21 protein-coding genes are annotated in these 20904 nt (G+C 68.3%); 17 read left to right on the top strand and 4 right to left on the bottom strand.

Annotation, left to right across the window (positions count from 1 at the left end; all coding sequences use genetic code 11):
• Positions 1-140: 140 nt before the first annotated feature.
• Positions 141-713 (top strand): DUF1707 SHOCT-like domain-containing protein, encoded by a 573-nt coding sequence (locus ACXMYJ_RS19805; protein ID WP_260755393.1) that lies wholly within the window; start codon positions 141-143, stop codon positions 711-713.
• Between the two features lie 66 nt (positions 714-779).
• On the opposite strand, the gene ACXMYJ_RS19800 is transcribed toward ACXMYJ_RS19805, so the two are convergent.
• Entirely contained in the window at positions 780-1412 is a 633-nt protein-coding gene (locus ACXMYJ_RS19800; protein ID WP_260755392.1) for a hypothetical protein, read from the bottom strand.
• 54 nt (positions 1413-1466) lie between these two features.
• Here ACXMYJ_RS19800 and ACXMYJ_RS19795 point away from each other — a divergent pair, with 54 nt between their 5' ends.
• The 6 genes from ACXMYJ_RS19795 to ACXMYJ_RS19770 all read left to right on the top strand — a co-directional run bounded on the left by ACXMYJ_RS19795 (position 1467) and on the right by ACXMYJ_RS19770 (position 8015).
• Positions 1467-2372: a phosphoribosylaminoimidazolesuccinocarboxamide synthase gene (locus ACXMYJ_RS19795; protein ID WP_260755391.1), complete on the top strand. Its 906-nt coding sequence runs from the start codon at positions 1467-1469 to the stop codon at positions 2370-2372.
• Positions 2369-4486 carry a S9 family peptidase gene (locus ACXMYJ_RS19790; protein ID WP_460358608.1) on the top strand — a complete coding sequence of 706 codons (2118 nt, stop codon included), beginning with the start codon at positions 2369-2371 and terminating at the stop codon, positions 4484-4486. The genes ACXMYJ_RS19795 and ACXMYJ_RS19790 overlap by 4 nt, the downstream gene beginning before the upstream one ends.
• Positions 4483-5064: a TetR/AcrR family transcriptional regulator gene (locus tag ACXMYJ_RS19785; protein WP_460358606.1), complete on the top strand. Its 582-nt coding sequence runs from the start codon at positions 4483-4485 to the stop codon at positions 5062-5064. The genes ACXMYJ_RS19790 and ACXMYJ_RS19785 overlap by 4 nt, the downstream gene beginning before the upstream one ends.
• Positions 5065-5074: 10 nt before the next feature.
• Positions 5075-5572, top strand: a complete 498-nt coding sequence (locus tag ACXMYJ_RS19780) for a glutathione peroxidase (protein WP_260755388.1) — start codon at positions 5075-5077, stop codon at positions 5570-5572.
• Between the two features lie 67 nt (positions 5573-5639).
• Positions 5640-6344 (top strand): DUF2334 domain-containing protein, encoded by a 705-nt coding sequence (locus ACXMYJ_RS19775; RefSeq protein WP_260755387.1) that lies wholly within the window; start codon positions 5640-5642, stop codon positions 6342-6344.
• Positions 6345-6371: 27 nt separating this feature from the next.
• On the top strand, positions 6372-8015 hold the full coding sequence (locus ACXMYJ_RS19770; protein ID WP_260755386.1) for an FAD-binding dehydrogenase: 1644 nt from the start codon (positions 6372-6374) through the stop codon (positions 8013-8015).
• An 81-nt stretch (positions 8016-8096) separates the two neighbouring features.
• Here ACXMYJ_RS19770 and ACXMYJ_RS19765 read toward each other — a convergent pair whose 3' ends face one another.
• On the bottom strand, positions 8097-8750 hold the full coding sequence (locus ACXMYJ_RS19765; protein ID WP_260755385.1) for an MBL fold metallo-hydrolase: 654 nt from the start codon (positions 8748-8750) through the stop codon (positions 8097-8099).
• Between the two features lie 38 nt (positions 8751-8788).
• Here ACXMYJ_RS19765 and ACXMYJ_RS19760 point away from each other — a divergent pair, with 38 nt between their 5' ends.
• From ACXMYJ_RS19760 to purQ, 3 genes are read left to right on the top strand one after another with little or no spacing between them, the layout of a single operon-like run.
• Positions 8789-9460 (top strand): ATPase, encoded by a 672-nt coding sequence (locus ACXMYJ_RS19760; RefSeq protein WP_396885331.1) that lies wholly within the window; start codon positions 8789-8791, stop codon positions 9458-9460.
• Between the two features lie 35 nt (positions 9461-9495).
• Complete coding sequence (gene purS, locus ACXMYJ_RS19755) at positions 9496-9738, top strand: phosphoribosylformylglycinamidine synthase subunit PurS (protein ID WP_260755383.1); 243 nt, start codon at positions 9496-9498, stop codon at positions 9736-9738.
• A complete protein-coding gene (gene purQ, locus ACXMYJ_RS19750) occupies positions 9735-10409 on the top strand; it encodes a phosphoribosylformylglycinamidine synthase subunit PurQ (RefSeq protein WP_260755382.1) in 675 nt (224 codons plus the stop codon). The genes purS and purQ overlap by 4 nt, the downstream gene beginning before the upstream one ends.
• Positions 10410-10535: 126 nt before the next feature.
• On the opposite strand, the gene ACXMYJ_RS19745 is transcribed toward purQ, so the two are convergent.
• Positions 10536-11336 (bottom strand): family 1 encapsulin nanocompartment shell protein, encoded by an 801-nt coding sequence (locus ACXMYJ_RS19745; RefSeq protein ID WP_260755381.1) that lies wholly within the window; start codon positions 11334-11336, stop codon positions 10536-10538.
• Complete coding sequence (locus ACXMYJ_RS19740; RefSeq protein WP_260755380.1) at positions 11333-12358, bottom strand: Dyp-type peroxidase; 1026 nt, start codon at positions 12356-12358, stop codon at positions 11333-11335. Before ACXMYJ_RS19740 ends, ACXMYJ_RS19745 begins: the two co-directional genes overlap by 4 nt.
• A gap of 50 nt (positions 12359-12408) precedes the next feature.
• Here ACXMYJ_RS19740 and ACXMYJ_RS19735 point away from each other — a divergent pair, with 50 nt between their 5' ends.
• From ACXMYJ_RS19735 to purF, 7 genes are all read left to right on the top strand, one after another.
• A complete protein-coding gene (locus ACXMYJ_RS19735; protein ID WP_260755379.1) occupies positions 12409-13671 on the top strand; it encodes a M18 family aminopeptidase in 1263 nt (420 codons plus the stop codon).
• A gap of 14 nt (positions 13672-13685) precedes the next feature.
• Complete coding sequence (locus ACXMYJ_RS19730) at positions 13686-14027, top strand: VOC family protein (RefSeq protein ID WP_260755378.1); 342 nt, start codon at positions 13686-13688, stop codon at positions 14025-14027.
• A gap of 52 nt (positions 14028-14079) precedes the next feature.
• The gene (purL, locus tag ACXMYJ_RS19725; RefSeq protein WP_260757817.1) at positions 14080-16380 is read left to right on the top strand and encodes a phosphoribosylformylglycinamidine synthase subunit PurL; all 2301 of its coding nucleotides are present in this window, start codon (positions 14080-14082) and stop codon (positions 16378-16380) included.
• Positions 16381-16396: 16 nt separating this feature from the next.
• A complete protein-coding gene (locus ACXMYJ_RS19720) occupies positions 16397-18118 on the top strand; it encodes an alpha/beta hydrolase (RefSeq protein ID WP_460358601.1) in 1722 nt (573 codons plus the stop codon).
• A complete protein-coding gene (locus tag ACXMYJ_RS19715) occupies positions 18118-18741 on the top strand; it encodes an Rv0804 family intramembrane glutamic endopeptidase (protein WP_443187438.1) in 624 nt (207 codons plus the stop codon). Before ACXMYJ_RS19720 ends, ACXMYJ_RS19715 begins: the two co-directional genes overlap by 1 nt.
• A 58-nt stretch (positions 18742-18799) precedes the next feature.
• On the top strand, positions 18800-19192 hold the full coding sequence (locus tag ACXMYJ_RS19710; protein ID WP_460358599.1) for a sterol carrier family protein: 393 nt from the start codon (positions 18800-18802) through the stop codon (positions 19190-19192).
• Between the two features lie 123 nt (positions 19193-19315).
• Positions 19316-20851, top strand: coding sequence for an amidophosphoribosyltransferase (purF, locus tag ACXMYJ_RS19705; RefSeq protein ID WP_443187436.1), 1536 nt, complete (start codon positions 19316-19318; stop codon positions 20849-20851).
• The last annotated feature ends 53 nt before the right edge of the window (positions 20852-20904 follow it).

Genomic DNA, 20904 nt, shown 5'->3' with positions numbered 1-20904 from the left:
CTTGCACCGGAAGTGCCTTTCGAAGTTGTGCCGATAAGTGCGTAGGAACACTCATCATCACAGTTCAAAGGGCACTTTCCTCATTCCGACACCCGATGACCAGCCAATTCATCGGCGGATCGAGGCTAAGCTCGAACCACATGGACCCTCGACAACCGGACATCAGGGCTTCGGATGCCGATCGAGCAGCAGTGACACAGATTCTCGAGCACGCCGTGGGGCAGGGCATGCTGACCCTCGACGAGTACACCCAGCGGGTGGACGTCGTGCTGGCGGCCCGGACCCGCCGCGAACTCGACACCGTGATCGCCGATCTGCCCCACGTCCGCCGTCAGCCGGCGCCCGCCCCGCCGGAGGTGCTGCGGAGCTGGATGTCGGGCATCTCACGCAAGGGTCCGTGGACCGCACCCGCGCGCCTGCAGCTGGTCACCCGGATGTGTTCGACCACTTTGGATTTCACGTCGGCAGTGCTGCAGAGCCCGGTCGTGCACATCGACATCGACGACTACTTCAGCTCCACCGAGCTGATCCTGCCCGACGGCGCCACCGCCGACCTGAACCGGGTCGCCAACGTCGCGTCGTCCACGTCGGTGAAGGTGACGACCAGCCCGCCGTCGGGCCGCTTGCACGTCGTCGTCGCCGGCCGGGTGCGGTTCGGGTCGCTGACCGCGCGACACCCGTTCGGAACCTCGCTCAAACGCCTGCTGAGGTAAACCGCCGAAATCGCATTCCACGTCGCGGATCGGCGGCGCGGACCGCGTGGAATGCGATTTCGGCGGTTACTCGGCGCGCTTCAGATTGGCCGCGCGGATACCGGAGGCGCGCAGTTCGAGTGCGGCCAGCCCGCGGATCGCGACCCGGTCCTGCTCACGCCATGCGCCCACCGGGTCGGTGCTGATCGCGGCGAGCTTGGGCAGCGGGCGGTTGGCCAGCGCCCGCAACGCCAGCAGCTGCTCCCCGGCCCAGGTGGACGACAGCGTGACGGCGGTCCATTTGCGGCGGAAGAAACGCAGCCGCAGAAACAACCACGGCATCATCAACGCCAGGATCGGCGGCGCGGCGACCGCGAACGCCAGCAGCCACGCCAGCCAGCCGGCCGTCACTCCCAGCGACTGCCCCGCACCGGCGATCTCGCGCGCGGCGTCCCCGGCGCCTCGCAACGGCCCGGCCAGCGCGCCGCCGATCAGCGGCACGTCGTCGGCGCTGTTGCCGGCATTGTCCAAATTGCCGGCCACGCCGTTGGCGCCGCTCTCCACCTGATAGCCGAACTCGGCGAGTGTCGACACCGCCGAATGGACCGCGGCGCCCACCCAAACCCAGATCGCGGTCCAGGCGAGGACGACGACGTCGCTGACCAGTTGCCACAACAATCGGCCGGGGGTCGTGGCGTAGGGGATCCACCGAGAGCTCATGTGCTCGATCACAGCACACACAGAGCGGCTCCGGCGGCCCGATAGGCTGGGCCGATGCGTCCCGCTCTGTCCGACTACCAACACCTGGCCAGCGGCAAGGTCCGTGAGCTGTACCGCATCGACGACGGGCACCTGCTGTTCGTCGCGACCGACCGGATCTCGGCCTACGACCACATCCTCACCTCCGAGATCCCGGACAAGGGGCGCGTGCTGACCGCGATGAGCGTGTTCTTCTTCGACTACCTCAGCCGCACGGCCGAGGTGCCCAACCATCTGGCCGGTCCGCCCGACGACGAACGCATCCCCGGAGAGGTGCTGGGCCGGGCGCTGGTGGTCGAGCAACTGGAGATGCTGCCGGTGGAAGCCGTGGCCCGCGGCTACCTGACGGGGTCCGGACTGATCGACTACCAGCAGACCGGCACCGTCTGCGGTATCGCGCTGCCGTCGGGGCTGGTGGAGGCCAGCAGGTTCGACGAACCGCTGTTCACGCCGGCCACGAAGGCCGAACTCGGCGAGCATGACGTGAACATCAGCTTCGACGACGTCGTCGAGCTGGTCGGCGCCGAGCGTGCCGAGCAACTGCGTGAACGCACGCTGCGGACCTACAGCCAGGGCGCCGCGCATGCGTTGACCAAGGGCATCATCGTCGCCGACACCAAGTTCGAGTTCGGCGTGGACGCCCAGGGTGAGCTCAAGCTCGCCGACGAGGTGTTCACACCGGACTCGTCACGCTACTGGCGCGCCGACGGCTACACCGAGGGACAGGTGCAGGACAGCTTCGACAAGCAGTTCGTCCGTAACTGGCTGACAGGTCCCGAATCCGGGTGGGACCGGCACGGTGAGCAGGCCCCGCCGCCGCTGCCGCCCGACATCGTCGACGCCACCCGAGCGCGCTATATCGAGGCCTACGAGCGCATCTCGGGCCTCCGTTTCGACCGATGGATGGGGGCTGCCGCGTGAAGCTCGAACCCACGGTCGGCCCGCCCATCGCCAAGCGGGTCTACACCCGCCGCGAACACCACGGCGACGTGTTCCTCGACCCGTACGAATGGCTGCGCGACAAGTCCAATCAGGATGTGATCGACTACCTGGAAGCCGAGAACGCCTACACCGAGCATGTCACCGAGGATCTGGCGCCGCTGCGGCAGACGATCTTCGACGAGATCAAAGCCCGAACGAAAGAGACCGATCTGTCGGTGCCGACGCGTCGCGGCGACTGGTGGTACTACGGCCGCAGCTTCCAGGGCAAGCAGTACGGGGTGCAATGCCGTTGTCCCGTCACCGACCCCGACGACTGGACGCCTCCGGTGTTCGACGAGAACACCGAGATCCCCGGCGAACAGGTGCTGCTCGACGAGAACGTCGAGGCCGAGGGTCACGATTTCTTCTCGCTGGGCGCCGTGACCGTCAGCGTGGACGGAAACATCCTGGCGTACTCGGTCGACGTCAAGGGCGACGAGCGATACACGCTGCGGTTCAAGGACTTACGCACCGGGCAGCGCTATGACGACGAGATCGCCGGTGTCGGGGCCGGCGCCACCTGGGCAGCCGACAACAACACCGTCTACTACGTGACCGTCGACGACGCGTGGCGGCCGGACACCGTGTGGCGGCACCGGCTGGGTGCCGGGCAGTCCGATGAACGCGTCTACCACGAACCGGACGAACGGTTCTGGGTCGCGGTGGGGCGCACGCGCAGCGACAAGTATGTGATCATCGCCGCAGGAAGCGCGATCACCTCGGAGCTGCGTTACGCCGACGCCGCCGACCCGCAGGCCGAGTTCACCGTCGTGTGGCCGCGCCGGGAATCCGTCGAGTACTCCCTCGACCACGCCGTCATCGGCGGTGAGGACCGCTTCCTGATCCTGCACAACGACGGCGCCGAGAATTTCACCCTCGTCGAGGCGCCCGTGGCCGACCCTACCGACGTCCGCACGTTGATCGGGCACCGCCGTGACGTCCGGTTGGACGCGGTCGACGCGTTCGCCGGCCACCTCGTGGTCAGCTATCGCAAGGACGCGCTGCCCCGGATCCAGCTGTGGCCCCTCACCGACACCGGATACGGTGAGGCGCAAGACATCAGGTTCGACTCCGAACTGATGTCGGTGGGGCTGTCGGCCAACCCGAACTGGAGCGCGCCCAAACTGCGGATCGGCGCGACCTCCTTCGTGACCCCCGTGCGGATCTACGACCTCGACCTGGGCACCGGCGAACGCACGCTGCTGCGTGAGCAGCCTGTGCTGGGCGACTATCGCCCAGAGGACTACGTCGAGCGCCGCGACTGGGCGGTGGCGCACGACGGTGCGCGAGTGCCGATCTCGATCATCCACCGGGCCGGCCTGAGATACCCGGCGCCGGTGCTGCTGTACGGATACGGCGCCTACGAGTCCTGCGAGGATCCGCGGTTCTCGATCGCGCGGCTGTCGCTGCTCGACCGCGGCATGATCTTCGCGGTCGCCCATGTCCGCGGCGGCGGCGAGTTGGGGCGGCCGTGGTACGAGCACGGGAAGCTGCTGGAAAAGTGCAACACCTTCACCGACTTCATCACGGTGGCAAGCCATCTCGTCGGCACCGACGTCACCAGGCCGGAGAACCTGGTGGCCTACGGAGGCAGCGCGGGCGGTCTGCTGATGGGCGCGGTTGCCAACATGGCGCCGGAGATGTTCGCCGGAATCCTGGCCGCGGTCCCGTTCGTGGACCCGCTGACCACCATCCTGGACCCGTCGCTGCCGTTGACGGTGACGGAATGGGACGAGTGGGGCAATCCGCTGGAGGACCCCGAGGTGTATCACTACATGAAGTCCTACTCGCCGTACGAGAACGTCGAGTCCAGGAATTACCCCGCGATACTGGCGATGACGTCACTCAACGACACCCGGGTTTACTACGTGGAGCCGGCGAAATGGGTTGCCGCGCTGCGTCATGCGCAGACCGACCCGGCCCGCGACGCGCCCCGGGTGTTACTCAAGACCGAGATGAACGCCGGGCACGGCGGCATCAGCGGACGCTACGAGCGGTGGAAGGAGACCGCGTTCCAGTATGCGTGGATGCTGGACGTCGCCGGCGAGAGATGACCCGGGGCTCCTACCACCACGGCGACCTGAAGGCCGTCATCCTCGCCCAAGCCGCCGTCCTCGTCGCCGAACGCGGTGCCGACGGCGTGTCGCTGCGCGAATTGGCCCGCACCGCAGGGGTTTCCCATGCCGCGCCGGCGCATCACTTCACCGACCGGCGCGGCCTGTTCACTGCGCTCGCCGCGCAGGGCTGGCGGATGCTGGCGGCCGCACTGGCCGGTGCACGACCTGAATTCCTGGACGCCGCACTGGCCTACGTGCGTTTCGCCGTGGAGAACCCGGGTCACTTCGCCGTGATGTTCGACCGCTCGCTGATCGACCCGGACAACACGGAGCTGATCGCGGCCCAGGCCGCCGCCGGCGCCGAATTGGCGTCGGGGGTAGGAACGCTCGACGACCCGCGCGCCACCGAGGATCCGCAGGCCGCGGCGCTCGCGGCGTGGTCGCTGGTGCACGGTTTCGCGATGCTGTGGCTCAATCAGGCCATCGACACCGACGCCGACCCGGTCGCCACGGCCGAGCGCGTGGCGCGGATGCTGTTCACCCCGAACCGGCCCTCACAGACCGCCGACGAGTAGCGTCGGCGCCATGACTGACGCTGCGATCACCGACATCCCGCTCACCACACTGGACGGCCGGTCCACCACTCTCGGCGAATTGGCCGTCGGCGCCGCGCTGGTGGTCAACGTCGCCTCCAAATGTGGACTGACGCCGCAATACACCGCGCTCGAACAGCTCGCGAAGGACTACGCAGACCGTGGACTGACCGTGATCGGTGTTCCGTGTAACCAGTTCATGGGTCAGGAACCGGGCACCGCCGAGGAGATCCAGACGTTCTGCTCCTCCACCTACGGTGTGACGTTTCCGCTGCTGGAGAAGACAGAGGTCAACGGATCCGGACGGCATCCGCTGTATGCGATGCTGACCCAGGCCGCCGACGACGCCGGTGAGGCCGGAGACGTGCAGTGGAACTTCGAGAAGTTCCTGCTCGCGCCCGGCGGCGCAGTGGTCAGACGCTTCCGCCCGCGCACCGCGCCCGACGCTCCCGAGGTGATCTCGGCGATCGAGGATGTCTTGCCCCGATAGCCGAGACGACACCTGCCTGCGCAGTGTCGTCCACCTGCGAGACACCTGACATTGCGACACTGCCCGTGTGGCAGGACAACTGATCGTGTCGATCTCGGGGATCAGCGAACGCACGCTGGGCGACGTCGCAGAGTTCCGCGATTCGCTCGCAGACCGCGGTGTACCGGTGTCGTTCCTCGTCGCGCCGCGCCTCAAAGGCGGTTACCGACTCGACCGCGACGCCACCACCGTGGACTGGCTCATCGACCGGCGTGCGCACGGTGACGCCGTCGTGCTGCACGGCTTCGACGAGGCCGCCACCAAGCAGCGCCGAGGCGAGTTCGCGACGTCGCCGGCCCACGAGGCGAACCTGCGGTTGATGGCCGCCGACCGCATCATGGAACATCTGGATCTCCGGACCAGGCTGTTCGCCGCGCCCGGCTGGAATGTCTCCCAGGGTGCGTTGACTGCGCTGCCCCGCAACGGGTTTCGTCTGCTGGCTGGACTGGCGGGTATCACCGACCTGGTGGGCGGAGGCACCGCGCGGGCCCGGGTGCTCGGCATCGGAGAAGGGTTCCTCGCCGAGCCGTGGTGGTGCCGCACCCTGGTGCTGGCCGCCGAGCGTACGGCCCGCCGGGACGGGATCGTGCGACTGGCGGTGGCGGCCCGGCACCTGCGTCGGCCAGGCCCGAAGCAGGCGATGCTCGACGCCGTCGATCTGGCGATGATGCACTCGTGTGTGCCCGTGGTTTACCGGTGGGGACTCCAACCTGCGCTGACCGACGCCGCTTGACCCGCTTTTCTGGCTAGATTGGCGTCCATGGCTGACGCTGCTGATGTCATCGTGGTGGGCGCCGGGCTGGCCGGTTTGGTCGCGGCCTGCGAACTGGTCGAGCGCGGGCGGAGCGTGCTGATCGTCGATCAGGAGAATGCGGCCAACATCGGCGGCCAGGCGTATTGGTCCTTTGGTGGGCTGTTCTTCGTCGACAGCCCCGAGCAGCGGCGGATGGGGATCCGGGACAGCCACGAGCTCGCCCTGCAGGACTGGCTCGGCTCGGCCGGGTTCGACCGGCCCGAAGACCACTGGCCCCGGCAATGGGCCCACGCCTACGTCGACTTCGCCGCCGGTGAGAAACGCAGCTGGCTGCGTGACCGCGGCCTGCAGACCTTCGCACTGGTCGGTTGGGCCGAGCGCGGCGGTTACGGCGCCAACGGTCACGGCAACTCGGTCCCGCGGTTCCACATCACCTGGGGCACCGGACCCGCGCTCGTCGACATCTTCGCGCGCCGCCTGGTCGGCGCCCCCGGGCTGCGGTTCGCCCACCGGCACCGGGTGGACGAGTTGATCGTCGAATCCGGAGCGGTGGTGGGGGTGCGCGGAGCCGTGCTGGAGCCCTCGTCGGCGGTGCGCGGCGCAGAATCCTCGCGAAACGTGGTCGGTGACTTCGAATTCCGGGCCCACGCGGTGATCGTGGCCAGTGGCGGGATCGGCGGCAACCACGAACTGGTTCGCAAGTACTGGCCCAAGCGGATGGGGCGGGTGCCCGAGCAGCTGCTCAGCGGGGTGCCCGCGCACGTCGACGGGCGCATGCTGGAGATCTCGGCGACCGCCGGCGCCAGCGTCATCAACAGCGACCGGATGTGGCACTACACGGAAGGCATCACCAACTACGACCCGATCTGGCCGCGGCACGGCATCCGGATACTGCCAGGGCCGTCGTCGCTGTGGCTCGATGCCAATGGCAAACGGCTTCCGGTGCCGCTCTATCCGGGATTCGACACACTGGGCACGCTGGAGTACATCGCGCAGACCGGTCAGGACTACACGTGGTTCGTGTTGAACTCCCGCATCATCGCCAAGGAGTTCGGCTTATCGGGCCAGGAGCAGAATCCCGATCTGACCAACCGCAGTATCCGCGAGGTGCTCGAACGCGGGCGCAAGGGCCCCGCACCGGTGCATGCGTTCGTCGACAAGGGCGTCGACTTCGTCACCGCGACCTCGTTACGGGAACTGGTGACCAGGATGAACGCGGTTTCCGACGTCATACCGCTGGACTTCGACGTGGTCGAGGCCGAGGTCACCGCCCGCGATCGGGAGGTGAGCAACCGGTTCACCAAGGACGGACAGATCACCGCGATCCGCGCCGCCCGCGCCTACCTGCCCGACCGGATCAGTCGGGTCGTGGCTCCGCACCGGCTGACCGACCCGAAGGCGGGCCCGATGATCGCGGTCAAGCTGCACATCCTGACGCGAAAGTCGTTGGGCGGGTTGCACACCGACTTGGAAGCGCGCGCGTTGCGAGGTGACGGCTCGGTGCTGCCCGGACTGTATGCCGCGGGGGAGGCAGCCGGGTTCGGCGGTGGTGGCGTGCACGGCTACCGCTCGCTGGAGGGCACCTTCCTCGGCGGGTGCGTGTTCTCCGGTCGTGCCGCGGGCCGCCACGCCGCGCTGTCGGTCGGATAGGCTCGCGCCTCCCGTTCGCGAGCAGACGGAAAGTCGCGCGACACGCCCGCGAATCGTGCGAGTTTGTGTCTGCTCGCAGTACTAGAAGTCTGTGGCGTTCTCCTGATCGAGCACCTGGAAGTCGGTGTCGGTCATCTCGGAGAGCCGGCCGTAGAAGATCGGGCGGCCGATGGGGTCGATGATCGCCTGGTGGATCGGCACGGCGCGGGCCGGTGCGACCGCGCGCAGATAGTCGACGGCCTCGGAGATCTTCAGCCACGGGGCCGCCGCCGGGGTCGCCAGCACATCCACCGGCTCACCGGGGACGAACAGCGCGTCTCCGGGATGCATCAACTTCGCGGGATGGTCACCGTCACCGACGAGATACGAGATGTTGTCGATGACCGGGATTTCCGGGTGGATCACCGCGTGTCGGCCGCCGGCGCCACGCACCGTCAGATGACCGATCGACAGCTCGTCGCCGGCGTTGACCGCCTGCCAGGACCCGCCGAGCTGGGCGGCCGTCTGCGGGTCGGCGTACAGCGCGGCCTGCGGGTTGGCCTCGATCAGCGCGGGCAACCGTTCGGTGTCGGCGTGGTCAGGGTGCTGGTGGGTGATCAGGATCGCGTCGAGTCCGGTGATGCCCTCGAAGCCGTGCGAGAAGTTCCCCGGATCGAAGAGCACCGTGGTTTGTTCGCCCGAGTCGGTCTCGAAGCTGGCGAGAAGGCATGAATGGCCGAAGTGTGTGAGCTGCATCCCTATATTGTGGCGCTCAGGGGCAGGTTGGGGTGGTGGTGTACGCACGCGTGGTATTGGCACTGGCGGTCGCGGTGTCCGGAATGGTCCTGACACCGGGACAGGGACGGGCGGTGCCGGGGGTGTGCCCGCCGATCTGCGATGCGATCCCCGATGCGGCGTGGATCGAGTCGAGCTCGGTGCCGCTGTACCCGATGTACCGCTGGCCTGGGCTGGCAGGTCTAGCGGTGACGGTGGCTGCCCCTCGGTTCGAGTTCGAGTCGTGGTGTGCCAGCCCGGTGCGTGAGTCCGATCCCCGCGACTACGCCGTGGCCGCGCGGGCCCGTGTGACCAACCCAGCGGGGCAGTGGAACTTGCACGCGCAGGTGTTGCACTGGCGCGGCGACGTCGTCACCGGTGGCCGGACGGCCCTGCAGACACTGGAGTGGGCCCGCATGGCGTTGGCGTCGTGCCACCTGACCGCACCCCAGGTGTCACCATCGCTGACCACCAGCGACGCCATGGACTTGGTCGGCGTGATCAGCGACGTCGGCCGTCGCGTGATGCACACCTATTTCCTCGTCGACCCGGCCAACAGCTCCCTGGTCGAGCTGACGCTGTGGACGACGCTGCCCACCGCGGTCGAGTGGCGAGGCGTGGCATCGGACACGCAGGTGCTCGACGCGATGGCGGTTCCACTCTGCGCCGCCTACGTGGGCTCGTGCCGGTGAAGCGGGGCCGGTGTCGCCGCAGGTAGAGTGTCGCCGTGGCAAAAGTGGTGGTGAACGTCATGCCGAAGACCGAGATCCTGGATCCGCAGGGCCAGGCAATCGTCGGCGCGCTGGGCCGGCTCGGGTTCGACGGGATCTCAGATGTGCGGCAGGGCAAGCGATTCGAGCTGGAGGTCGATGGCGAGATCGATGACGCCAAGCTGGCTGAGATCGCCGAATCGCTGCTCGCCAACACCGTGATCGAAGACTGGACCGTGAGCCGGGAAGACCAGGCATGACCGCCAAAGTGGGGGTCATCACATTCCCCGGCACGCTCGATGACATCGACGCCGCCAGGGCGGTCCGGCTGGCGGGTGGCGAGCCGGTCAGCCTGTGGCACGCCGACGCCGACCTCAAGGGCGTCGACGCTGTCGTCGTCCCCGGCGGCTTCTCCTACGGCGACTATCTGCGAGCCGGCGCCATCGCCAAGTTCGCGCCGGTCATGGGTGAGGTCATCGCGGCCGCCGGTCGTGGCATGCCCGTGCTCGGGATCTGTAACGGCTTCCAGGTGCTGTGCGAAGCCGGTCTGTTGCCGGGAGCGCTGACCCGCAACGCCGGACTGCACTTCATCTGCCGTGACACCTGGCTGGAGGTGGCGTCCAACACCACCGCGTGGACCAGCCGCTATGAACTGGGCGCCGACCTTCTCGTGCCGCTGAAGTCCGGTGAGGGACGCTACGTCGCCGGTGAGAACGTGCTCGACGAACTGGAGGGCGAGGGCCGGGTGGTGTTCCGCTACCGCGAGAACCTCAACGGCTCGATGCGCGGGATCGCCGGCATCAGCTCGGCCAACGGACGCGTCGTCGGCCTGATGCCGCATCCCGAGCACGCCACCGAGGCGTTGACCGGCCCGTCCGACGACGGTCTGGGGATTTTCTACTCGGCACTGGACGCAGTTTTGGTGTCCTGACCCCTTGCCATGGGAGACGCAGTGCGTTGACTCACCCGCGCGAGCGTGCGTGAAATAGCCTGAATTACAGGCGTTTCGCCCGCAGACACGCACGGTCGCGAGAGGAGGGAGGGAGGGGGGACAGGGTTAGCCGGCGCTCAGCGCGACCGAGGCCTCGGCGGTGTAGCACAGGAACGTGAAGGTTTCCTGCAGGTACAGCTGTACCGTTTCGGCATCATGCGACAGGTAGCCGATGCACACGTCGGTGCCCAGCTGCAGATCGAAATCGCCGCCGCGAGTGGACAACACGATCGCGCCGTCGATGGCGGGAGCCCAGATGATGTCGCCGTCGACGAGCCGGTTCAGATGCTCACGCACCGGATATCCGTGCGCGGTCGTCTCGCTCACCTTGGTATAGACGTCGGCCGACAGCAGCACGCTGTACGGTCCATCCACGCCGGCCAACCGCAGTTCCGACAGTGCCTGGCTGATGACATCGGGAATGTCGCGCGGGTCGTCCGGCAGCACCAGATTCGGGCACGAACTCGACCTGCGGATGCCGTTGATGTGCGCAGCCTCGTAACCCTCGAAGATCGCCCGGTCCTCGGCGAACGCCAGCTTTTTGGCGGCCTCCTTGACCGGATCCCAGTCGGAGTCCTGTGAGCCCCGCTCGACGTCGTCGATGTCGATCCGCCTGATGGTGAACGGGACTCGGAGCCGTACCAGCGGTCGGGCGTCGCGCAGGTGGGCGATCACACCGTCGCCCGGCGGTGCGACGTCGAGCAGGTGGCCGGTGCTCACCGCGGCTGTCACCGGTCCGCCCGGCTCACTGACGTCGACCACGCGACGGCCCGCGATGTTCCGCTTGAAGGTGCGCGTGGCCTCCTCCTCGATCTGCGCCCACGCCGCGTCGGTGATCGGAGCCAGGTCCCGGTAGAGGTTGTTCATTGCGTTTGTCCTTTCAGGCTGCCGATCGCGAGTGATCCCGCGTAGCCGGCCGGCGGCACACTGGAGGGCTGCGCGGAGTCCGTAGCCGAATCAGGGAGTGGCGGAGCGTTGTTGAGGAAATCGGTGATCGGCGTGAAGAACATCGAGCCCGTGACGGCCCGCGAGAAATCCAGCACCCGGTCGGTGTTGCCCGGCGGGTCGCCGAGAAACATGTTGCGCAGCATCCGTTCGGTGACCGCGGCGGTGCGCGAGTAACCGATGAAGTACGTGCCGAACTCGCCGGTTCCGACCTCTCCGAACGGCATGTTGTGCCGCACGATCTTGAGTTCGTTGCCTTCTTCGTCCTCGATCACATTCAGCGCCACATGGGAATTGGCCGGTTTGACCGCGTCATCGAGTTCGATGTCGTCGAGTTTGGTTCGGCCGATCACCCGCTCCTGCTCCTCGGTCGGCAGCGCGTTCCACGCGTCCATCAGGTGCAGGTACTTCTGCACGTGGACGTAGCAGCCGCCCGCGAAGTCAGGGTCCTCGTCTCCGATCTGGGTGGCGCTGTCGGCCAGCGGTCCGTCGGGGTTCTCGGTGCCGTCGACGAACCCGAGCAGGTCCCGGTTGTCGAAGAAGCGGAACCCGTGGGTCTCGTCGACGACGGAGATCGCACCCATCGCCGGGACCAGTTTGGTCGCCAGCTCGAAGCAGACGTCCATCGTCTCGGCGCGGATGTGGAACAGCAGATCGCCCGGTGTGGACGGGGCGCGGTGCACGCCGCCGTCGAGCGCGATGAACGGATGCAGCTCGGCAGGCCGGGGGCCACTGAACAACCGGTCCCAGGCGTCCGATCCGATCGACGTCACCACCGACAGCCGCTTGGCCGGGTCGCGGAATCCGATCGCGCGCACCAGCCCGGCGATGTCGCCCAGCGCGTCGTGCACCGCCTCCTCGCCGCCCTCGTCGATGGTGGCCACCAGAAAGATCGCCGCCGGCGTCAGCGGCGCCAGCACCGGCTGCGGCAGGGGAGGGGGCACGGTTCCACCCTAAATCAAGATCGGCTGGCGTGGTCGACGAAGATGGAAAGATGCCAGCCAGTCCCCAGGGTCTCTGTGAGTTCATCGACGCGGCACCGTCGCCGTTCCATGCCTGCCGCACGGCTGCGGACCGGTTGCTCGCTGCCGGCTTCACCGAGCTCGCAGAAAGCGACCCGTGGCCCGGCGCCGGTGACCACTTCACGGTGCGCGCCGGATCACTGATCGCGTGGCGGTCTCCCGAAGACGACACCGCCCTGCCGTTTCGAATCGTCGGCGCCCACACCGACAGCCCCAACCTGCGGGTCAAACAGCACCCCGATCGGTACGTCTCGGGCTGGCAGGTGGTCGCGCTGCAGCCCTACGGCGGCGCCTGGCTGAACTCCTGGCTCGACCGCGACCTCGGCATCAGCGGGCGGTTGTCGGTCCGCGACGGCAACGCGGTCCGGCACACCCTGGTCCGGATCGATGAGCCCATTCTTCGGGTGCCGCAGCTGGCCATCCACCTGTCCGAGGACCGTAAGGGCGTCGAGCTCAATCCGCAGCGGCACGTCAACGCCGTATGGGGGACGGGAACCGGTGCGCGATCGTTCCTCGACTACGTCGCCGACCACACAGGCGTCGCCGGTGACGACGTGCTGGGCTTCGACCTGATGACCCACGACCTCACCCCGTCCCGGCTGACCGGGGCCGCGGCCGACCTCGTCAGCGCGCCGCGCCTGGACAACCAAGCCACCTGCTACGCCGGGCTGGAGGCGTTCCTGGGAGCCGGCCGCGACGCCGGCGTCGTGCCCGTGCTGGTGCTCTTCGACCACGAGGAGGTCGGTTCACAGTCCGACCACGGCGCCCAGTCGGAGCTGCTGCTGACCGTGCTGGAGCGCATCACACTGGCCGCAGGTGGGGGCCGCGAGGAGTTCCTGCGGCGGTTGCCCACCTCGATGGTGGCGTCGGGTGACATGGCCCACGCCACCCACCCCAACTACCCGGACCGCCACGAGCCCGGGCACCTGATCGAGGTGAACGCGGGCCCGGTGCTGAAGGTGCAGCCCAACCTGCGTTACGCCACCGATGGCCGGACCGCCGCGGCCTTCGCGCTGGCCTGCGCGCAGGCCGGGGTGAACCTGCAGCGATACGAACACCGCGCCGACCTGCCCTGTGGATCCACCATCGGGCCGATGACCGCGGCCAACACCGGGATCCCGACCGTCGACGTCGGCGCGGCGCAGCTGGCGATGCATTCGGCGCGCGAGGTGATGGGCGCTGATGATGTCGCCGACTATTCCGCGGCACTTCAGGCGTTTCTGTCACCGGGCTGAACTACCGTCGAGCCATGCCACTGAAAACTGAGATGGTGACGTTCGACTGCACGGATCCCGACACCCTCGCCGACTGGTGGTCCAGGGCCGCCGGAGGCAAGGTGAACGCCGTCGCTCCAGGCGAATTCGTGATGGTGGTCCGTGACGGTGAGGCCAACCTGGGCTTTCAGCGGGTGCCGGACCCGACGCCGGGCAAGAACAAGGTGCACCTGGATTTTCACGCCCAGGACCGTGAAGCCGAGGTGGCCCGGCTCGTCGCACTCGGCGCCACCGAGACCGGGCGGAACAACTTCGGACCTGATTTCGAGTGGGTGGTGTTGGCCGACCCGGAGGGCAACGCGTTCTGTGTGGCCTGAGTCGCATGACGGTGCTGGCTAGACTGGCGCGGTGACGTCTGGGTTGACCCAAGTGGTAGATACCGTCGAGCGGGCCGCCGCCACTCCCGACCAGCCCCAGCCCTTCCGGGAACTCGGGCTCAAGGACGACGAGTACGAGCGGATCCGTCAGATTCTCGGTCGCCGTCCCACCGATGCCGAGCTGGCGATGTACTCGGTGATGTGGAGCGAGCACTGCTCGTACAAGTCCTCCAAGGTGCACCTGCGCTACTTCGGGGAGACCACCACGGAGAAGATGCGCGAGACCATGCTGGCCGGCATCGGAGAGAATGCCGGCGTCGTCGACATCGGTGACGGCTGGGCGGCCACCTTCAAGGTGGAGTCGCACAACCACCCGTCCTACATCGAGCCGTATCAGGGCGCGGCGACCGGCGTCGGCGGCATCGTGCGCGACATCATGGCGATGGGCGCCCGCCCGGTCGCGGTCATGGACCAGCTGCGCTTCGGCGCGGCTGACGCTCCCGACACCCGTCGCGTCCTGGACGGCGTGGTGCGTGGTGTCGGCGGCTACGGAAACTCGCTGGGGCTGCCGAACATCGGCGGCGAGACGATCTTCGACGCCAGCTACGCCGGCAACCCACTGGTCAACGCGCTGTGCGTCGGCGTGCTCCGCAAGGAGGACCTCAAACTGGCGTTCGCGTCCGGCGCCGGCAACAAGATCATCCTCTTCGGCGCCCGCACCGGCCTCGACGGCATCGGCGGCGTGTCGGTGCTGGCGTCGGAGACCTTCGGGGGCGACGAGTCGGGCAGTGCCGGCAGGAAGAAGCTGCCGAGTGTGCAGGTCGGTGATCCGTTCACCGAGAAGGTGCTCATCGAGTGCTGCCTGGAGCTCTACGCCGACGACCTGGTGGTCGGCATCCAGGACCTCGGCGGTGCCGGATTGTCCTGCGCCACTTCCGAACTCGCGTCCGCAGGCGATGGCGGCATGAAGGTCGAGCTGGACCGGGTGCCGCTGCGCGCGGCGAACATGACCCCGGCGGAGATCCTGTCCAGCGAGTCGCAGGAGCGCATGTGCGCGGTGGTCACGCCCGAGAACGTCGACGCGTTCATGGCGGTGTGCCGCAAGTGGGACGTGCTCGCCACCGTGATCGGTGAGGTCACCGACAGCGGACGGCTGGAGATCACCTGGCACGGCCAGACCGTCGTCGACGTGCCCCCGCGCACCGTCGCCCACGAGGGCCCGGTCTATGAGCGCCCGGTGCAGCGGCCCGAGAGCCAGGACGCGCTCGTCGCCGACACCTCGGCGTCGCTGAAACGGCCGGTGACCGGAGACGAACTGCGGGACACGCTGCTGCAGCTGGTGGGAAGCCCGCACCTGTGCAGTCGCGCGTTCATCACCGAGCAGTACGACCGCTACGTGCGCGGCAACACCGTGCTCGCCGAACACGCCGACGGCGGCGTGCTGCGCGTCGACGAACAGACCGGCCGGGGCATCGCGATCTCCACCGACGCGTCCGGTCGCTACACCGCGCTCGACCCCTACGCCGGCGCGCAGCTCGCACTCGCCGAGGCCTACCGCAACGTCGCAGTCACCGGCGCCACCCCGGTCGCGGTGACCAACTGCTTGAACTTCGGTTCCCCCGAAGATCCCGGCGTGATGTGGCAGTTCTCCCAGGCTGTCCGTGGACTCGCCGACGGCGCTGCCGTCCTTGGTATTCCGGTGACCGGCGGCAACGTCAGCTTCTACAACCAGACCGGCAGCACCGCGATCCTGCCCACCCCGGTCGTCGGTGTGCTCGGTGTCATCGACGACGTCAAGCGCCGCATCCCCACCGGGTTCGGCAACGAACCGGGGGAGACGCTGATCCTGCTCGGCGACACCCACGACGAATTCGACGGATCGATCTGGGCCGAGGTGACCGCGGGCCACCTGGGCGGGGTGCCGCCGAAGGTGGATCTGGACCGTGAACGTCTGCTCGCCGAGGTGCTCACCGCGGGCTCGCGCGACGGTCTGATCTCCGCGGCGCACGACCTGTCCGAAGGCGGCTTGATCCAAGCTGTGGTCGAAGCGGCGCTGGCCGGCGAAACCGGTTGCCGCATCGTGCTTCCCGAAGGCTGGCTAGAAGGTACGGCGCCGTTCGTCTTCTTGTTCTCCGAATCGGCGGGCCGGGCGCTGGTCGCCGTGCCCCGCACCGAGGAGAGCCGGTTCACGGCCATGTGCGAGGCCCGCGGGCTGCCCGCCACCCGCGTCGGCGTGGTCGATCAGGGTCCCGAGGGCAGCGAACCGGCCGTCGAGGTGCAGGGCCAGTTCACGGTGACGCTCGGCGAGTTGCGGCGCACGTCGGAGGGCGTGCTGCCCGGGCTGTTCGGGTGACGGGCCCAGATTTCGGGTGACGGACGCAGATACCGAGAAACACCCCGCGTATCTGTGGGCGTGGCGAGTGCTACGCCTGGACTTCACCGGCGTCGCGTTCGGAGCATTGTTCTTCTGCCTGTCGCTGACGCCGTCGTTGTTGCCCCGGGACTGGTTGTTCCAGGGGCTGATCGGTGGCCTGAACGCCGCGATCGGCTACGGCATCGGCGTGTTCGTCGCGAAGATGATCCGACGCTTCGTGCTGGCCAACCGTCCGTGGTGGCCGCCGCCGCGCCGGGTGTCCTCGACGCTGAAGATCCTGACCGTCGCCGTTTCCTTCGGTGCCTGCGTGCTGATGGTCATCCCCGCGGCGGCGTGGCAACGCCAGGTGTCGGCGCTGATGGGACTGGAAGGGCCGGCGACGTCGAGCTATCTGCGCACCCTTCTGCTGGCCGCGGTGATCGGCGGTGTCTGTGTGGCGGTGGCCCGGGTGCTGCTCGACCTCATCAAGTCCATGGCCCGGTATCTCATCCGGCGCTGGCGACTGTCCGACGAGATCGCGTTGTTCATCGGCACCGCGGTCGTGGTGGTGTTGGTGATCACCCTCGTCAACGGCGTGCTGCTGCGCGGGTTCCTGGCCGGCGCCAACCGGATCTTCCAGCCGCAGAACTCCACCACCGCCGACGGGGTGACTCAGCCGGAACGCCCCGAAAGGTCCGGTAGCCCCGGATCTTTCGCCGCATGGGACACCCTTGGTTACCAAGGCCGCAGTTTCGTCGGCGGCGGAGCGGACGCCGACGAGCTGTCCCGCATCAACGGCAGGCCGGCGCGGGAACCGGTGCGGGTCTACGTCGGTCTGCAGACCGCCGACACCGATGAAGCGCGGATGGCCGTGCTGCTCAGCGAACTCGAACGCACGGGAGCGTTCGACCGTGAGGTACTCGTCCTCGCGCCGACGACCGGGACGGGCTGGATCAATCCGATCGCGGCGGAGTCGCTGGAGATGATGTACAACGGCAACACCGCGATCGTCGGATCCCAGTATTCCTATCTGCCCAGCTGGATCTCTTTCGTCGGCGATCAGCAGAAGTCGATGCACGCGGGACGGCTGATGATCGACGCCGTCCAGCAGCGTTGGGCCGAACTGCCCCCCGACCGGCGCCCCCGGCTGCTGCTCTACGGCGAGAGCCTGGGCTCGATGGCAGGGCAGGGCGCGTTCGGCTGGCTGCCCGACATCTCGCGGATGGGATTCTCGTCGGTGCTGTGGGTCGGTCCGCCCAACGCCAGCCCGCTGTGGCGTGGCATCACCGTCCGTCGCGACCCCGGCACACCCGAAGTGGAGCCGCGGTACGACAACGGGCGCACGGTGCGGTTCTCACAGGGCAACGATGCCGCGCGGATCGCCGCCGATGCGGCGCCGCCGTGGGAGGGCACCCGCGTGCTGTTCCTGCAACACTCGTCCGACCCCGTCGTCTGGTGGTCGGACGAGTTGCTGTTCACCCGTCCGGACTGGCTCTCGGAACCGCCGGGCCGGGACCGCACCGCCTCCATGCGGTGGTATCCGATCATCACGTTCTGGCAGGTGGCCGCCGACATGACCAATGCCGCCTCGGCGCCGGCCGGTCACGGACACAACTATGGGGACTACATCCTCGACGGCTGGGCGGCCGTCGCGCCGCCGCCCGGCTGGACCTCGGCGGACACCGACCGGATCCGGCCCGCGCTGAAGGAGTCCGAGTCCGAGACCGGGGACGCCTAGTGCGGAGCGGTGTGCGCGCCGCGGCCGCCGCCGGGGTCCTGCTCGTCTGGAGCGCGGTAGCGCCACGGATCCCCCCGCGCTGGAATCCCTTGCCCCAGGCGGCCTTCGGGGTAGCCGTCGCCATGCTGGGCAAGGCCCCACTGGGGTTGCGGCCGCCCGCACTGCGGGAGGGCTTACGGTGGGGGAGTGCGGCCGCGGTGCCGGTGGCGCTGACGGTCGCGGCGTCGACGGTGTCGCCCGCGGTGCGGGCGGGCATGGCCGGTCGGGAACTGCCCGCGCCGGCCGCGCCCTGGCTGCTGATGCGCATCCCGTTCGGCACGGTGTGGTCCGAGGAGGTCGCGTTCCGGGCAGCGTTGGGCGCGGCCGCTGAGCAGGCCTACGGCAGGGTCGGCGGACAGGTGTTCGCCGCCGTGGTTTTCGGACTGTCCCATATCCCCGACGCCCGTGCCGCGAAGGAGCCGCTGCTCGGCACGGTGCTGGTCACCGGCGCCGCCGGATGGGTCTTCTCGTGGCTCTACGCGAAGTCCGGCAGTGTGGTCGCCCCGATGTTGGCGCACCTGGCCGTCAACGAAGCCGGGGCTGTCGCGGCGCTCGCCGTCCAACGGCGATCCACGCGGAGCTGACCACGAGGCTGAACGCAGGCGGCCGTCCGCGGGCGGCACGGCTTTGAGACGCTTGGGTATGGCCGCCCGACGCAGCGTCGATCCCGAGACGACCCGCGCCGCGGTGGCCGCGGTCCATGGATGGCTGCGCGACGAGAACTCGCCCGCCCCGGACCGCGCCCAGCTCGCCGACGCGGTGCGCACCACCGCGCGGACACTGGCCGCTGTCGCACCCGGATCAGCCGTCGAAGTCCGGGTTCCGCCGTTCGTCGCCGTGCAGTGCATCGCAGGTCCGACACACACTCGTGGCAATCCGCCCAACGTCGTCGAGACCGATGCACGGACGTGGCTGCTGCTCGCGACCGGCTTGCTGTCGGTGGAGGATGCCGCCGCGGCGGGCGCGCTGCAGATGTCCGGATCGCGCGCCGCCGAGATCGCCGCGGCGCTGCCGTTGGTGACGATTGCCGGCTGATGGAATGCCCGAACCGCGAATCCCCGTTGTTCCCTGTACACATCGTCGCCGGATTCCGCGATTTGCCTGCGCGCCCCGTAGACTGGCCGACGTCACCCCCAGCCCCCAGGGAGCAGCCTGATTGTGACCGCCGAGACGCTTGAAAACGAGCCGAAGGAAGAGTGCGGAGTATTCGGGGTCTGGGCCCCCGGCGAGGAAGTGGCAAAGCTCACTTACTACGGCCTGTATGCGCTGCAGCATAGAGGCCAGGAGGCCGCGGGTATCGCGGTCGCCGACGGCTCGCAGGTGCTGGTGTTCAAGGACCTCGGGCTGGTCAGCCAGGTCTTCGACGAGCAAACGCTCGCAGCGATGCAAGGTCACGTCGCGATCGGCCACTGCCGCTACTCCACCACCGGCTCCACCACATGGGAGAACGCCCAGCCGGTGTTCCGTAACACCGCGGCGGGCACCGGGGTCGCGCTCGGGCATAACGGCAACCTGGTCAACACCGCCGAACTGGCGGCCCGGGCCCGCGACGAAGGGCTGATGAGCAACCGCGGCGCCGCCACCGCCACCACCGATTCCGACATCCTGGGCGCGCTGCTCGCCCACGGCGCGGCGGACTCCTCCCTCGAACAGGCCGCGCTGGAACTTCTGCCGACCGTTCGCGGGGCGTTCTGCCTGACCTTCATGGACGAGAACACCCTCTATGCCGCGCGCGACCCGTACGGGGTGCGGCCCTTGTCTCTCGGCCGGCTCGACCGTGGCTGGGTCGTGGCCTCCGAGACCGCAGCCCTCGACATCGTCGGCGCGTCGTTCGTCCGTGACATCGAACCCGGCGAACTGCTCGCGATCGACGCCGACGGGGTGCGCTCCAGTCGGTTCGCCCCGCCCTCCCCGAAAGGGTGTGTGTTCGAGTACGTCTACCTCGCCCGTCCCGACAGCACGATCGGCGGCCGCTCGGTGCACGCCACCCGCGTCGACATCGGCCGTCGGTTGGCCCGGGAGAAGCCGGTCGACGCCGACCTGGTGATCGGCGTCCCTGAATCGGGCACCCCGGCCGCGGTCGGGTACGCCCAGGAATCCGGAATCCCGTTCGGCCAGGGCCTGATGAAGAACGCTTACGTGGGCCGCACCTTCATCCAGCCTTCGCAGACCATCCGGCAGCTCGGCATCCGGCTCAAGCTCAACCCGCTCAAAGAAGTGATTCGCGGCAAGCGGCTGATCGTCGTCGACGACTCGATAGTGCGCGGCAATACCCAGCGCGCGCTGATCCGGATGCTGCGCGAGGCCGGAGCGCTCGAGGTGCACGTCCGGATCGCGTCACCGCCGGTGAAATGGCCGTGCTTCTACGGCATCGACTTCGCCACCCCCGCAGAGCTGATCGCCAACGCCTCCAACGCCGAAGCCGACGAAGACGAGATGCTCGAAGCGGTGCGTCACGCGATCGGGGCCGACTCGCTGGCCTACATCTCCCAGCAGGGCATGATCGCCGCCACCGAGCAGCCCGCGTCACGGCTGTGTTCGGCGTGCTTCGACGGCAACTACCCGATCGAGCTGCCCGGCGAGACCGCGCTCGGTAAGAACGTCATCGAGCACATGCTCGCCACCGCCGCGCGTAACGGAATCCCGCTGCAGTCGGCCGACAACGACAACGCCTCGGCGCTTCGGCGTCCTTGACGCCTCCGGCGTCGTGGCGTCCTTGACGCCTCCGGCGTCGTGGCGTCCCTGAC

The sequence above is a fragment of the Mycobacterium sp. ZZG genome (genome assembly GCF_054786995.1).
Note: the sequence above shows the minus strand (reverse complement) of the source record. Positions and strands in the feature narration are given on the sequence as shown.

Bases quoted from the DNA above. Each gene is read 5' to 3' on its own strand.
- ACXMYJ_RS19805 (WP_260755393.1), top strand. From the start codon at position 141: ATGGACCCTCGACAACCGGACATCAGGGCTTCGGATGCCGATCGAGCA.
- ACXMYJ_RS19800 (WP_260755392.1), bottom strand. From the start codon at position 1,412: ATGAGCTCTCGGTGGATCCCCTACGCCACGACCCCCGGCCGATTGTTG.
- ACXMYJ_RS19795 (WP_260755391.1), top strand. From the start codon at position 1,467: ATGCGTCCCGCTCTGTCCGACTACCAACACCTGGCCAGCGGCAAGGTC.
- ACXMYJ_RS19785 (WP_460358606.1), top strand. From the start codon at position 4,483: ATGACCCGGGGCTCCTACCACCACGGCGACCTGAAGGCCGTCATCCTC.
- ACXMYJ_RS19780 (WP_260755388.1), top strand. From the start codon at position 5,075: ATGACTGACGCTGCGATCACCGACATCCCGCTCACCACACTGGACGGC.
- ACXMYJ_RS19770 (WP_260755386.1), top strand. From the start codon at position 6,372: ATGGCTGACGCTGCTGATGTCATCGTGGTGGGCGCCGGGCTGGCCGGT.
- ACXMYJ_RS19765 (WP_260755385.1), bottom strand. From the start codon at position 8,750: ATGCAGCTCACACACTTCGGCCATTCATGCCTTCTCGCCAGCTTCGAG.
- purQ (WP_260755382.1), top strand. From the start codon at position 9,735: ATGACCGCCAAAGTGGGGGTCATCACATTCCCCGGCACGCTCGATGAC.
- ACXMYJ_RS19745 (WP_260755381.1), bottom strand. From the start codon at position 11,336: ATGAACAACCTCTACCGGGACCTGGCTCCGATCACCGACGCGGCGTGG.
- ACXMYJ_RS19735 (WP_260755379.1), top strand. From the start codon at position 12,409: ATGCCAGCCAGTCCCCAGGGTCTCTGTGAGTTCATCGACGCGGCACCG.
- ACXMYJ_RS19730 (WP_260755378.1), top strand. From the start codon at position 13,686: ATGCCACTGAAAACTGAGATGGTGACGTTCGACTGCACGGATCCCGAC.
- ACXMYJ_RS19710 (WP_460358599.1), top strand. From the start codon at position 18,800: ATGGCCGCCCGACGCAGCGTCGATCCCGAGACGACCCGCGCCGCGGTG.